Raw genomic sequence first — 14,545 nt, 5'->3', positions numbered from 1 at the left:
AGTTTATATGTCTGAAGAGAGAGTAATAAGAATAAACAAAGTTTTAAGGGAATTGAATATTTCTTTAGAAAGAGCTGTGGATTATCTTAAGGATAAAGGGATTGCGATTGAGTCAAATCCGAACACAAAAATTTCTAATGATGTATACGATATCCTGTGCGGTCAGTTTGCGGGTGACAGAGGGAAAAAAGAGGCTTCGAAAGAAGTAAGCGAAGAGAAGAGAAAAGAAAAAGAGGCTTTACGTATTGAGCGTGATAAAGAAGTAGAAGAGAAACGTAAGCAAGAGGAAGAATTACAAAGACAACAACAGGAAGTAATTAAAGCAAGAGCGGTAATTTCCGGTCCTGTGCAAGTTGGAAAAATTGATTTAAATCCGAAATCTACTCCTTCTCCGGTAGCTGAAGAAAAAGTAAGCGCTACTAAGCCTGAAGTTGCCGAAGAAAAACCGGCTGCTAAAATTAGCTCTCCAGAAAAAACGGATTCAGACAAAAAAGAAGAGAAAGTTGTAGCTGAAACGCCTAAAGCTGCTGTTGAAAATACAGCTAAAGCTGAAGTTAAAAAAGAGGAGAAAGCTGTTAAGGCTGAACCTCAGGCTCCGGCTAAAGAAGCTCCAAAAACAGAGGAGGCTCCGGCAGAAGATGCTATTGCAACTCAGTATCAAAAACTTTCCGGGGCTAAATTAACAGGTCAAACTATTGATTTGTCTCAATTTGAGAAGCCTAAGAAGAAAAAAGAAGATTTTAAAAATACTGGCAATAAAGCGGCTGCTCCGGGAACACCGGGAGCAAATGCTAATAAAAGCAAACGTAAAAGAATTGCTCCTAAACCAGGTGCTCCGGCTCCTAATGCAGGTAATCAACAAAGAACACCGGGTGCTCCAAATCCTAACAAGATAACACCTAATACTGGTGGAGGTTTTAACGCTAATAAAGACAGAGGCGCAAGACCTGGATTTAATAAAGGAAATCGTCCTGCTATTGTGGCTAAAGTTGAGCCAACAGAAGAGGAAGTTAAAAATCAAATTAGAGAGACTTTAGAAAAACTTCAAGGTAAAAAAGGAGGAAAATCTAAAGCGGCTAAATATAGAAGAGATAAAAGAGATACGCACCGTCAGAAATCGGATGATGAACAAAGAGCATTAGACGAAGAAAGCAAAATCCTTAAAGTAACTGAGTTTGTTACTGTAGGTGAAATTGCCATCATGATGGACGTGCCTATTACTAAGGTAATCGGAACCTGTATGTCTTTAGGAATCATGGTAACCATGAATCAACGTTTGGATGCAGAAACTTTAACAATTGTTGCTGATGAATTTGGTTATGATGTAGAATTTATCACTGTGGATATCGAAGATGCGATTGAAGTAGTTGAAGATAAAGAAGAAGATTTAGTAAACAGAGCGCCAATTGTTACTGTAATGGGTCACGTTGACCACGGTAAAACTTCCTTGCTGGATTACATTCGTAAAGAAAATGTAATTGCGGGTGAGTCCGGAGGTATTACACAGCACATTGGAGCTTATGGAGTAAAATTAGAGAATGGTCAAAAAATTGCCTTCTTAGATACACCAGGTCACGAGGCGTTTACCGCGATGCGTGCCCGTGGAGCGCAATTGACAGATATCGTTATTATTGTAATTGCTGCCGATGATGATATCATGCCGCAAACCAAAGAGGCAATCTCTCACGCGCAGGCGGCTGGTGTACCAATTATTTTTGCTATCAACAAAATTGATAAGCCAAATGCGAATCCGGATAAGATTAAAGAAAGATTAGCGGGTATGAACTTGCTTATTGAAGAATGGGGAGGTAAAATCCAATCGCATGATATTTCGGCAAAAACTGGTCTTGGAGTAAAAGACCTTTTGGAAAAAGTATTGTTAGAAGCTGAAATTTTAGATTTGAAATCAAATCCTGCCAAATTGGCTCAGGGAGCTGTTGTGGAAGCTTTCTTAGATAAAGGTAAAGGATACGTTTCGACTATCATGGTTCAACACGGAACTTTAAGAATTGGAGATTATCTGTTAGCAGGTAAACACCATGGTAAAGTGAAAGCGATGCATGATGAGCGAGGTAATATTGTTACAGCAGCAGGACCGTCAACTCCGGTATCTATTTTAGGTTTGGATGGAGCGCCTACTGCAGGTGATAAGTTTAGTGTATTTGAGGATGAAAAAGAAGCCAAACAAATTGCGGCTAAGCGTTCTCAATTGATGCGTGAACAATCCGTACGTACACAACGTCATATTACTTTGGACGAAATTGGTCGTCGTATTGCTTTAGGTCAGTTTAAAGAATTAAATGTAATCCTTAAAGGAGACGTGGATGGATCTGTTGAGGCATTATCAGATTCCTTCTCTAAATTATCGACTGAAGAAATTCAAATCAATATTATCCATAAAGGGGTTGGAGCGATTACTGAAACCGACGTTATGTTGGCTTCTGCTTCTGATGCCATTATTATCGGATTTAACGTTCGTCCTGCCGGAAATGCAAGACAGTTGGCTGATAAAGAAGAAATCGATATCCGTTACTATTCTATTATTTACGCTGCTATCGATGACTTGAAAGATGCAATGGAAGGAATGCTTGCTCCTGAGATGAAAGAGGAAGTATTAGGAAACGCATCTATCAGAGAATTGTTCAAAATTTCCAAAGTGGGAACTATTGCCGGATGTATGGTTACGGATGGTAAGATTACCCGTCAGGCGAAAATTAGAATTATCCGTGATGGCGTAGTAGTTCATGAAGGTGAATTGGTAGCCTTGAAACGTTTCAAAGACGATGTGAAAGAAGTAACCAAAGGTTACGATTGTGGTATCCAAATTAAAGGATTCAATGATATCGAAATTGATGATGTGATTGAAGCCTACCACGAAGTAGCTATCAAGAAAAAATTGAAATAATAATTCAATTATATTTTTATAAGAAAATCCCGATTCGTCGGGATTTTTTGTATTTTAGAGTTTTTGTAAATATTTTATCTACAAAATATTTTTTGAAAATTAGGTATGAATATGATATGTCAAGTGAAATAATTGATGTGATAGCGATGAGAAGTTTACTTGATTTACTAGATTATAATTAATAAAATTAAAAATGAAGAGAAGAAAAATTATTTTAATTGTAATAAGTCTGTTGCTTTGTTATGGAGTTTATTCCTTTATTTCAAAAATAGAGAAAGACAAATGGGTAAACGAACCTCCTGCAATTAAATACTCTGAGAAAAGAGAGAATAAAGTTTGGGGGGGTACATTGAGAGGATTTAATCCTGCTCTTTTTTACGGTAAACCTTTGTATGATTTAGCAAAAGCCATGTCGGGTTGGAGTTGCCTTAGGAATGACAAAAAAATAGAAAAACTCATCAATGAGTTTCCTGAAGAATATATTAATTTTCAGGAGGGTAAATTTGGTAAGACCATTGGACATTTTGCTCTTACTACAAACAATATGTTAGCAATTCGAAAACTTCTTGATAGAGGATTAAATCCTAATATAATGGATAGATACGGGGATGCAATCATCATCGATATTAATAGTTATCCTTATTGTAAATCCCCTGAAAGTTTGGAAATCTTGAAATATATGATAAAAAAAGGAGCCAATGTAAATTTGTATTCAAAGAGAGCCTACACTACACCACTAATTGAAGCAAGTAAATATGGTAGGCTAGTAAATGTAAAACTATTAGTTGAAGCTGATGCGAATCCAAATTTTATTGATGATTCTGCTGATTTTGGACCCTATAGATCTCCTTTTAGGTCTGCTTTAAGCGCTGCACTATCTTATCATCAAATAGAAGTTGTAAATTATTTAATTTTTGATCAAAAAGTAGATTTTAGAACATTAAAATTTTCAGAAGATTCCAAATTTCATCCAGGGGAGTATCAAATATTATATGATCTTAGAGAGATGTTTTTTAAAGTAAACAGTAAAAGATATCAGGAAAAAATGAAACTGGTGGCTTATTTAAAAACTCAGGGATTGGATTATTGGAAAACACCTATTGAAGAACGTTTTAGGAGTAATCCTAATTATACTCCAGAATATTTAAGTAAGTATTAATTTTTGAAAATAGCGAAATCTAACGGTTTCTGCTGGTGTATGCATATCCGATAGCGCGGATTTGCAATCCGTGCCTGCAAAGATAAGATTGGTTCACCAGTTCGCCTCGGATGGCGCTCGTTTGTCCACGTTTCTGGTGCTCGTTTGCAACGAGTACCTACTTAAATTATGAAAAAAATCGTAGCGTTTTTAACGCGGTTATAACAAACAAAGCCACTCCTATTAAGGAATGGCTTTGTTTGTTTTGTAACTATGATTTATAAATGAATTTTGCTAGTTATAATTTTTAGTATTCGTATTAAAATTGTTATAAAAAAATATCGAGCTAAAATCATTAAGATTTTAGTTCAATATTTTGATAATAGATGTAGTGTTAAAATGTTACTTTTTGGGTTTGATTAAAAAGGCATTTTGATAGACTTTTCTAATTTCAAGCAAATTTCTTTCGGCTTCAATACGGCTTTTGAAATTGCCAATCCAAACTTTATAATTAGGAGTGTTGAAAACGATGGTCCCGTCCAGGTTGGTGAAACTTTGTTTGCAGTCATTTAGGGTACTCTTGGCTTTTTCGCTGTTGCCACTAAAAATCTGGATTTTATATTGCTCATTTACAGCAATTGACGGATTTATTTTTCTTTTCTCATTAAGTAGTTGTTCAAACTTTGGATCTTGCTGAATGTTAATTTTTGATTCCTGTGCTGTTAATTTGAAAGAGCAAATTGAAAAAAAGAGAAGTGTGAATAGTGTTTTTTGAATTGTTAAAATTCTCATAATGTGAAGATTTTTAAGTAAAAGTAAAATTTATTGACTGAAACAGCAATAAAAAAGTTATTTAGAATTAATATAAATTGTTTTTTTAAAGAAGTTAGGGTTTTGAGAATAGTTCTTAAGTCGTATTTTTGTGGCTGTTTAAAATAAAGGAACGTTTTTTATGTGATTTTGTTGCATAAAAAATTGTGCCAATTTTTAGTAGATAATCAATATACTTTATGAAAAAGGTGGGTAACCATAATCCGAACTCAAGGAAAATGTTTTTAAGTTTAGCTATGATGCTGGCTTTTTCCTTCTCTTCATTTGCGCAAGATGCTGCTCCTGCAGCTGCAACCGAAGCTGCTCCTGCAGCTGCTACAACTGGTGGTGATCCGGTAAAAGGTAAGGCGCTTTTTAATTCTAATTGTGCTGCTTGTCATAAGCTTGATGCTAAATCAACAGGGCCTGCGTTGAGAGGGGTTGCTGAGAAACATGACATGGCGTGGATCTATAAATGGGTTCATAATAGTTCTGACATGATTAAGTCAGGAGATGCTGCGGCAGTAAAATTATTTAATGAAAATAATAAAGCTGTGATGACATCTTTTCCTCAATTGTCTGAGGCTGATATCGATAATATTATAGCTTATACATCTGAGCCAAAAGCAGAGCCTGCTGCTGCTTTACCTGGTGCTCAGGCTGCGGCTGGTGCTGCTGATCAGGGAGGAAGTTCTAATAATGTAATTTTAGGAGTTCTTGCTTTAGTATTAGTAGTGTTGGTTGTGATGTTATTCATGGTTAACAATGTATTAAGAAAAGTTGCTAAGGCTAACGGAATCGAAGTTGAACCAAAAGTTGGTAGAATTTCAATCTGGAAAGCTTTTGTTAAAAATCAGTTTTTAGTATTGGTTTCTTGTATTTTCTTATTGTTGGCTAGTGGGTATTTTGTTTACGGTTACTTGATGCAGGTAGGTGTAGATCAGGATTATGCTCCGATTCAGCCAATTCACTATTCGCACAAGATCCACGCTGGTGATAATGAAATTAACTGTAAATACTGTCACTCTGCTGCCAGAGTTAGTAAAACTGCAGGTATTCCTTCTTTAAATGTGTGTATGAACTGTCATAAAAATATTTCTGAAGTTGCTGAGTCAACTGCTACTCCGGAATACAGCAAAGCTTTCTATGATGCTCAAATCCAAAAATTATATGATGCAGTTGGATGGGATAAAACGACTCAGTCTTACACTGGAAAAACACAACCGGTTAAATGGGTTCGTATTCATAACTTACCTGATTTTGTTTACTTCAATCACTCACAACACGTAACTGTTGCGGGAATTGAATGTCAAACTTGTCACGGTCCTGTTGAGACTTTTGAAATTCAAAAACAATTTGCTCCATTAACTATGGGATGGTGTGTTAACTGTCACAGAAAAACAGAAGTTAAAATGGAAGGAAATGGGTATTATACTAAGATACATGAAGAACTTTCTAAAAAATACGGTGTGGATAAATTGACTGAAGCACAAATGGGAGGTTTAGAGTGTGGAAAATGCCACTATTAATTTAATTATTAAGATTTTAATATATATATACAATGTCATCAAACAAAAAATACTGGAAAAGTGTTGAGGAACTAGAAAATGGTTCTATTGTTGAGGCGCTTAGAAATAACGAGTTTGTCGAAGAGATTCCTACGGATGAGTTTTTAGGAAATGCTGATGCGATGTCATCTTCAACATCTAGACGTGATTTTCTAAAGTACGTTGGGTTTAGTACTGCAGCAGCTACTCTTGCAGCATGCGAAGGCCCTGTGAACAAGTCGATTCCTTATGTATTGCAGCCAGAGCAAATCATTCCTGGAGTAGCTGATTATTATGCAACTTCGGTTTTTGATGGTTTTGATTTTGCAAACCTACTTGTTAAAACACGTGAAGGGCGTCCTATTAAAATAGATAATAATACTATTTCGGGAGCAAAATTTGCTGCAAATGCCAGAATTCACGCCTCAATATTGTCATTGTATGATAATATGCGTTTGAAAGCACCAAAAGTTGAAGCAAAAGATTCATCTTGGGCAGTAGTAGATTCGAAAATTAAATCAAGTATCGCTGATGCAAAAGCTAAAGGTGGTCAGGTGGTTTTCTTAACGAATACATTAGCGAGTCCTTCGACAGAAAAATTAATTGCTGATTTTATTGGAGCGAATCCAAATGCAAAACACGTAGTTTATGATGCAGTTTCTTCATCAGCTGCTTTGGATGCTTTTGAAACCGTTTACGGAGAAAGAGCTTTAGTGGATTACGATTTCTCAAAAGCTTCTCTTATCGTTTCTGTTGGTGCAGATTTCTTAGGAGACTGGCAAGGAGGAGGATTTGATGCCGGATATGCTCAAGGCAGGATTCCTAAAAATGGAAAAATGTCCCGTCACTTCCAATTAGAAGCAAACATGACTTTGTCTGGTGCTGCTGCTGATAAACGTTTACCGATGTCGGTTGCGAATCAAAAACAAGCATTAGTACTTATATATAATATCATTACAGGTTCTTCGGTTTCTGTAAACTTAGCTCCTGAATTTAAAGCAGAAGTTACTAAAGCGGCTCAACAATTAAAAGCTGCTGGCGCTAAAGGACTTTTAGTTTCTGGTATTCAGGATAAAAATGCACAATTGTTAGTTTTAGCTATCAACCAGGTGTTAGCTAGCGAAGCTTTCTCAACTGTAGGAACAAGACAAATCAGAAAAGGTTCTGATGCTCAGGTAGCTCAGTTAGTCGCTGATATGAAAGCGGGAAGCGTTCATACATTAATTATGAGCGGTGTGAATCCGGTTTATACTTTAGCGGATTCAGCTTCATTTGTTGAAGGTCTTAAAAAAGTTAAAACTTCAGTTGCTTTATCTTTAAAAGAAGATGAAACTGCTGCTGTTGCAACTATTGCTGCTCCGGTTCCTCACTATTTAGAGTCTTGGGGAGATTTAGTTTTAACTAAAGGAACTTACAGCTTAACTCAACCTACAATCCGTCCGTTGTTTGATACTAAACAATTTCAGGATGTATTGATGTCTATTAACGGACTTACAGGTTCTTACTACGATTACTTAAAAGCATATTCTTCAAATTATATTGTTGGTTCAACTTGGAATAAAGTTTTGCATGATGGTATTTTTGTAGGAGCTCCTCAGGTTACTTCTGGAGGAACTGCTGATTACGCATCTGCGGCTAATGAATTAGCAAAATCTAAAGCTGGTGCCGGATTAGAATTAGTATTATACACTAAAACCGGAATGGGTGATGGGCAACAAGCTAATAACCCATGGTTACAAGAGTTCCCGGATCCAATTACAAGAGTTTCTTGGGATAACTATGTGACTGTTTCTAATGCTGATGCTAAAACTTTAGGATTGTCTAATGAGATTGTTGCTAATGGTGGTTTGAATGGTAGTTATGCTACAATTACAACTGCTGATGGTGCTAAATTAGAAAATGTACCGGTTATTGTTCAACCAGGTCAGGCTATTGGAACAGTAGGTTTAGCTTTCGGTTATGGTCGTAAAGCGGCTTTGAAAGAAGAAATGCAGGTAGGTTTAAATGCTTACACTTTATATAAAGGATTTAACGAAGTTCAGTCAGTTGAATTAGTTAAAGCTGCCGGTGAACATGAGTTTGCTTGTGTTCAAGGTCAAAAAACATTGATGGGTAGAGGAGATATTATTAAAGAAACTACTCTTGAAATCTTCAATACTAAGGATTCTAAAATTTGGAACGAAACACCAAAAGTATCTTTAGATCACAAAGAAGTTGAAGCTACTTCGGTAGATTTATGGGAATCATTTGATCGTTCTGTAGGTCACCACTTCAATCTTTCTATCGATTTGAATGCTTGTACAGGATGTGGAGCTTGTGTTATAGCTTGTCACGCTGAAAACAACGTTCCGGTTGTAGGTAAATCAGAGGTAAGAAGAAGCCGTGATATGCACTGGTTGCGTATTGACAGATATTATTCTTCTGAAGAAACTTTTGAAGGAGATAATGAAAGAAAAGAAGGAATTGCTGGTTTATCGAGCTCACTTTCTACTTTCAACGAAATGGAAAAAGCTTCTGATAATCCACAAGTAGCATTCCAACCGGTAATGTGTCAACACTGTAACCACGCTCCTTGTGAAACTGTATGTCCTGTTGCTGCAACTTCTCACGGTCGTGAAGGTCAAAACCATATGGCATATAACAGATGTGTGGGTACTCGTTACTGTGCTAACAACTGTCCTTATAAAGTACGTCGTTTCAACTGGTTCTTGTACAACAAAAACAGTGAGTTTGATTACCATATGAATGATGATTTAGGTCGTATGGTATTGAATCCGGATGTGAATGTTCGTTCTCGTGGGGTTATGGAAAAATGTTCTATGTGTATTCAAATGACACAAGCAACTAAGTTGAAAGCTAAAAACGAAGGACGTCCTGTTGCTGATGGTGAATTCCAAACAGCTTGTTCTAATGCTTGTTCATCTGGAGCAATGATTTTTGGAGATGTAAATGATAAAGAAAGTAAAGTTGCTAAATTGGCCGCTGACGAAAGATCTTATCACTTATTAGAGCACATCGGAACTAAACCAAATGTGGTTTATCACGTAAAAGTTAGAAACACTTAAGAATAAATTAAAAATCAATATAAAGGAATATGTCTCATATATACGACTCTAGTATTAGAAAGCCTTTAGTTATAGGTGATAAGTCTTATCATGATGTAACAGTAGATGTGGCAGCGCCTGTCGAAGGTTTGGCTAATAAACATTGGTGGATTGTATTTTCAATCGCTTTAACAGCCTTTCTTTGGGGAATAGGATGTATCGTTTACACAGTATCTACAGGTATTGGAACATGGGGATTAAATAAAACAGTTGGTTGGGCATGGGATATCACTAACTTCGTTTGGTGGGTAGGTATCGGGCACGCCGGAACTCTTATCTCTGCAGTATTATTGTTATTCCGTCAAAGATGGAGAATGGCAATTAACCGTTCAGCTGAGGCGATGACAATCTTCTCGGTAGTTCAGGCAGGTTTGTTCCCAATTATTCACATGGGACGTCCATGGTTAGCTTACTGGGTATTACCAATTCCAAACCAGTTTGGATCTCTTTGGGTAAACTTTAACTCACCTCTTCTTTGGGACGTATTTGCAATCTCTACGTATTTGTCAGTATCGTTAGTCTTCTGGTGGACTGGTTTATTACCTGACTTTGCAATGTTAAGAGATAGAGCTATTACTCCATTTAACAAAAGAATTTATTCTATCCTTAGTTTTGGATGGAGCGGTAGAGTAAAAGACTGGCAACGTTTTGAAGAAGTATCTTTGGTACTTGCTGGTTTAGCAACGCCTCTTGTACTTTCTGTACACACTATTGTATCTATGGACTTTGCTACTTCGGTAATTCCTGGATGGCATACAACAATCTTCCCTCCGTACTTCGTTGCCGGAGCGGTATTCTCAGGATTTGCGATGGTAAATACTTTGCTTATCATCATGAGAAAAGTATCTAACTTAGAAGCTTATATTACTTTACAACACATCGAATTGATGAACTTAATCATCATGATTACAGGATCTATTGTAGGTGTGGCTTATATTACTGAGTTGTTTATTGCTTGGTATTCCGGAGTAGAGTATGAGCAATATGCTTTCTTAAACAGAGCTACCGGACCTTACTGGTGGGCTTACTGGTCGATGATGACTTGTAACGTATTCTCTCCACAATTTATGTGGTTTAAGAAATTAAGAACCAGTATCATGTTTTCATTCATTATTTCTATTGTGGTAAACATCGGGATGTGGTTTGAGCGTTTTGTAATCATTGTAACTTCTTTACATAGAGATTACTTACCGTCTTCTTGGACAATGTTCTCTCCAACATTTGTAGATATTGGTATTTTCATTGGAACAATTGGTTTCTTCTTTGTATTGTTTTTATTATACTCTAGAACTTTCCCTGTAATTGCACAGGCAGAGGTTAAAACAATTTTGAAAGCAACCGGAGATAATTATATTAGAGAAAGAGAAGCACATAAAGATTCACACCATGAGTAATAAAGTTATTTACGCCATTTATAATGACGATGATATATTGATGAATGCTGTAAAGAAAACCAGAGCAGCTCACCATCATATTGAAGATGTTTTTTGTCCATTTCCTGTTCATGGTTTGGATAAAGCTATGGGGATTGCCCCAACAAGATTAGCTATTTGTGCTTTCTTATACGGATGTGTTGGTATTACTGTTGCAACATCAATGATGGGTTATATCATGATTCATGATTGGCCACAGGATATCGGAGGAAAGCCAAGTTTTAGTTATATTCAAAATATGCCTTCTTTTGTGCCTATTATGTTTGAGATGACTGTGTTTTTTGCAGCGCACTTAATGGTAATTACTTTTTATATGAGAAGTAGATTGTGGCCATTTAAAAAAGCTGAAAATCCGGATGTAAGAACTACAGACGATCATTTCCTAATGGAAGTTGCTGTAAATGATAATGAAGAAGAATTAGTTTCTTTTTTCCAAGGTACAGGAGCTGTAGAAGTTAAAGTAATTGAAAAGAATTAATTTAGATATGAAAAGGGTATATAAAATAACACTATTATTAGGCATAACTGCTTTATTAGCTTCATGTCATAATGATAAAAAGCCGAATTATCAGTATTTTCCAAATATGTATGAGTCAGTAGGCTACGAAACTTATTCAGAGTCTAAAGCTTTTGCAAACGGTAAAGAAGGACAACTTCCTGCTGAAGGTAGCATTAACAGAGGTTATGAGCCTTATGAATATCCTAATACAACTGAAGGTTATGAATTAGCAAAAGCTAATTTGAAATCACCTTTAGATTCATTAGATAGAAATTCTGGTAAAGGAAAAGAACTTTTCGATATCTATTGTATTAGTTGTCATGGTGCAACTGGTAATGGTAAAGGAAAATTAGTTGAAAGAGAAAAATTCTTAGGTGTTCCTAATTATAAAGATAGAGAAATCACAGAAGGAAGTATTTTTCATGTTGAGACGTATGGTTTAAATGCGATGGGTTCTCATGCCAATCAACTAAGTGTTCATGAGCGTTGGTTAATTGCTGACTACGTTCTAAAACTTAGAAGCCAATTATAATTGTTGAACAAACTGATCGTAATAGATATGTATACATTTTCAAGTAAATTAAAAACGTTTTCTTTTATCTTAATGGCCGTTGGTATATTAGGAATTGGTTACGGTTTTTTAAACGCCCCTAAAGATATTCACGAAGTTGAGAGTATCCTTTCTGCATCATCTCATGGTGGTCATGGAGAAGCTACTCATGAAGAGGTTAAATCTCATGAAGAAGCTCACGCAACAACTAAACATGAAGCTAAAAGTGAAGTTAGTGAAGCTAATGAACATGAAGAGCATTTGAACCATGTTTTGCACCAGTTGCAAAATAAACCTTGGTCAGCTTTATATGTAGCCTGTATTTTCTTTATGTTGTTAACTATGGGAACTCTAGTTTTCTATGCTATTCAACAAGTTGCAGTTGCAGGATGGTCACCGGTTTTATTCAGAGTAATGCAAGGTATAACAGCTTACCTTCCGATAGGTTCAGCTATATTTTTTGTAATATTAGTAATGTGTGGACTTCACTTTAATCATATTTTTGCTTGGTTAAATGAAGGTGTAACTGATCCGTCAAGTGCTAATTATGATGAATTAATTGCAGGTAAGGCTGGATATTTAAATTTTGGTTTCTGGATTGCCAGAGCTTTCGTTTTCATTGCAGGATGGAATTTATACCGTCACTTGTCAAGAAAAAATTGTTTAGCTCAGGATGAATCTGATGATAATACTAATTATAAAAAGAACTTTAAATTATCTGCAGGTTTCTTAGTGTTCTTTATCGTTTCTGAGTCTATCATGTCTTGGGACTGGATTATGTCTGTAGATCCACACTGGTTTTCTACCTTGTTTGGATGGTATGTATTTGCCAGTTTCTTTGTAAGTGGTATTACAATGATTGCTATGGTAACTGTGTATTTAAAATCTAAAGGTTATTTAGAGTATGTAAATACTAGTCATATCCATGATTTAGCTAAATTCATGTTTGGTATCAGTATCTTCTGGACTTATTTATGGTTTTCTCAATTCATGTTGATTTGGTATGCTGATATTCCTGAAGAGATTACTTATTTCGTGACCAGAATTAATGATTACAACTTACCGTTCTTTGGTGCTGTTGTTATGAACTTTGTGTTCCCGTTGTTAATCCTTATCAATACCGATTTCAAGAGAATTACTTGGGTTATCGTAATGGCTGGTATTGTTATTTTATTAGGTCATTATATTGATTTCTTTAATATGATTATGCCTGGTACAGTAGGTGACCAATGGTTTATTGGTATTCCTGAAATCTCATCAGTTCTTTTCTTCCTTGGATTATTTATTTTTACTGTATTTACAGCATTAACTAAAGCTCCATTATTAGCAAAAAGAAATCCTTATATCGAAGAAAGTAAACATTTTCATTATTAATTTTTAAAGAGATAAACAGATGACAAGTTTGTTGGTAATTATAGTTTTAGTTTTATTAGCTATTGCTTTATGGCAATTGACTAAAATTTTCGACCTGACTCAAGTTGGTGCTTCTTCGGATAATTCGCAAGTAGCTAATGATAAAGATAATAATCTTCAGGGTTATTTGATGTTTGGGTTTTTAGCATTCCTTTATGTATTTACAATTTACGGTTTGCTTAAATGGGGTAACTTACCTCTTCATACTCCAGCTTCTGCTCATGGAGGTCAGGTAGATAATTTGATGAATATTACTTGGGTTTTGATCTTCATCGTTCAGGCCGTAACACAAGTATTATTATACTGGTTTGCTTTTAAATACAAAGGAAAGAAAGATCAAAAAGCTTTATATTTTGCTGATAATAATAAATTAGAAGCAATTTGGAGTATCATTCCTGCGGTTGTTTTAGCCGGATTAATCCTTTACGGATTATATGCCTGGACAAACATTATGTTTATTGATGAGGATGAAGATACTGTAGTGGTAGAAGTTTATGCTCAACAATTTAAATGGACTGCCAGAATTGCTGGTGAGGATAATGTTTTAGGTAAAGCTAACGTAAGATATATTGAAGGAGTAAATACATTAGGTGTTGATTTATCAGATCCAAATGCTCAGGATGATATTGTAGTTAGTGAATTGCATATCCCAAAAGGAAAGAAAATCCACTTTAAATTCCGTTCTCAGGACGTTTTACACTCTGCTTATATGCCTCACTTTAGAGCGCAAATGAACTGTGTTCCGGGGATGGTTACTGAGTTTGCTTTTACACCAATTTATACAACTTCTGAGTACAGAGAGTTACCAGAAATGGTTGAAAAAGTGGCTCACATCAATGAGTTGAGAGCTAAAAGAAGTACAGAATTAATTGCAAAAGGAGAATCGGGATTAGATCCTTATACTTTTGACTATTTATTGCTTTGTAATAAAATTTGTGGAGCTTCTCACTACAACATGCAAATGAAAATTGTTGTGGATACTCCGGAAGATTACAAAAAATGGTTAGCACAACAAACTACTCTAGTTAATGAAGTAAAAGCTTCATTAGAGCAACCAGCGGAGGGTGAATCAGCAGCTCCGGCTGAGGCTAAAGAGAATGATACCGTAGCGGCTGCTACAGTTGCTATGAAATAATTATTAAGAAT

10 protein-coding genes are annotated in these 14,545 nt (G+C 35.7%); 9 read left to right on the top strand and 1 reads right to left on the bottom strand.

Annotated features, from left to right (window positions below; translation table 11 throughout):
- Positions 1–7 precede the first annotated feature (7 nt).
- Positions 8–2,905, top strand: a complete 2,898-nt coding sequence (gene infB / locus B6A10_RS03900) for a translation initiation factor IF-2 (protein ID WP_188219784.1) — start codon at positions 8–10, stop codon at positions 2,903–2,905.
- A gap of 193 nt (positions 2,906–3,098) precedes the next feature.
- Positions 3,099–4,064 (top strand): ankyrin repeat domain-containing protein, encoded by a 966-nt coding sequence (locus tag B6A10_RS03895; protein ID WP_188219783.1) that lies wholly within the window; start codon positions 3,099–3,101, stop codon positions 4,062–4,064.
- Between the two features lie 381 nt (positions 4,065–4,445).
- Here B6A10_RS03895 and B6A10_RS03890 read toward each other — a convergent pair whose 3' ends face one another.
- Positions 4,446–4,835, bottom strand: a complete 390-nt coding sequence (locus B6A10_RS03890; RefSeq protein WP_055094311.1) for an SPOR domain-containing protein — start codon at positions 4,833–4,835, stop codon at positions 4,446–4,448.
- A gap of 218 nt (positions 4,836–5,053) precedes the next feature.
- Here B6A10_RS03890 and B6A10_RS03885 point away from each other — a divergent pair, with 218 nt between their 5' ends.
- Genes B6A10_RS03885 through B6A10_RS03855 form a run of 7 tightly spaced genes read left to right on the top strand, consistent with a single transcriptional unit; the run spans position 5,054 to position 14,534 of the window.
- Positions 5,054–6,382 (top strand): c-type cytochrome, encoded by a 1,329-nt coding sequence (locus B6A10_RS03885; RefSeq protein WP_188219782.1) that lies wholly within the window; start codon positions 5,054–5,056, stop codon positions 6,380–6,382.
- Between the two features lie 32 nt (positions 6,383–6,414).
- A complete protein-coding gene (locus B6A10_RS03880) occupies positions 6,415–9,465 on the top strand; it encodes a TAT-variant-translocated molybdopterin oxidoreductase (RefSeq protein WP_188219781.1) in 3,051 nt (1,016 codons plus the stop codon).
- Positions 9,466–9,494: 29 nt separating this feature from the next.
- Positions 9,495–10,898, top strand: coding sequence for an NrfD/PsrC family molybdoenzyme membrane anchor subunit (nrfD, locus tag B6A10_RS03875; protein WP_026712648.1), 1,404 nt, complete (start codon positions 9,495–9,497; stop codon positions 10,896–10,898).
- A complete protein-coding gene (locus B6A10_RS03870; RefSeq protein ID WP_188219780.1) occupies positions 10,891–11,415 on the top strand; it encodes a DUF3341 domain-containing protein in 525 nt (174 codons plus the stop codon). Before nrfD ends, B6A10_RS03870 begins: the two co-directional genes overlap by 8 nt.
- Before the next feature lie 7 nt (positions 11,416–11,422).
- Entirely contained in the window at positions 11,423–11,968 is a 546-nt protein-coding gene (locus tag B6A10_RS03865) for a c-type cytochrome (protein WP_055094657.1), read from the top strand.
- Positions 11,969–11,995: 27 nt separating this feature from the next.
- Positions 11,996–13,360, top strand: coding sequence for a quinol:cytochrome C oxidoreductase (locus tag B6A10_RS03860; RefSeq protein WP_188219779.1), 1,365 nt, complete (start codon positions 11,996–11,998; stop codon positions 13,358–13,360).
- Positions 13,361–13,379: 19 nt separating this feature from the next.
- Positions 13,380–14,534 carry a cytochrome c oxidase subunit II gene (locus B6A10_RS03855; protein ID WP_188219778.1) on the top strand — a complete coding sequence of 385 codons (1,155 nt, stop codon included), beginning with the start codon at positions 13,380–13,382 and terminating at the stop codon, positions 14,532–14,534.
- The last annotated feature ends 11 nt before the right edge of the window (positions 14,535–14,545 follow it).

Origin of the sequence: Flavobacterium pokkalii, from assembly GCF_014596575.1 — a bacterium.
GTDB lineage: Bacteria > Bacteroidota > Bacteroidia > Flavobacteriales > Flavobacteriaceae > Flavobacterium > Flavobacterium pokkalii.
The sequence above is the reverse complement of the archived record's forward strand: the minus strand, read 5'-3'. Positions and strand labels throughout refer to the sequence as shown.